The sequence below is a fragment of the Psychromonas aquatilis genome (assembly GCF_038155185.1).
Lineage (GTDB): Bacteria > Pseudomonadota > Gammaproteobacteria > Enterobacterales > Psychromonadaceae > Psychromonas > Psychromonas aquatilis.
The window spans coordinates 1-230 of the sequence record NZ_JBAKAZ010000268.1 but is presented as its reverse complement, the minus strand read 5'-3'; the positions used below and the strand labels follow the sequence as shown (position 1 = coordinate 230).

The 230-nt window shown below is 34.8% G+C and carries 1 pseudogene; it reads left to right on the top strand.

Features of this window, described 5'->3' with window-relative positions:
• Nucleotides 1–230, top strand: a pseudogene (locus tag V6256_RS15530) (regulatory protein RecX); the annotation flags it as partial.

Here is a 230-nt window from a genome sequence, read left to right as displayed (position 1 = left end):
GATGCTGCTGAGCAACTGTTAAATAACAAATATAATGAAGCTATTTTCACTACCAATTTAAAACAAAAGGCTATTGGCTTTTTACAAGCAAAAGGTCATCGTTTTGATACTATCTCGCTTGGAATTGAAGCACATAATGCACTTTATCCGACGCCTAGTTTTAGCAGTGTAGACGTAGCAAGTAGCTTACTATCAAAAAAGTTTAAACACGAAATAACCGATAGCAAACA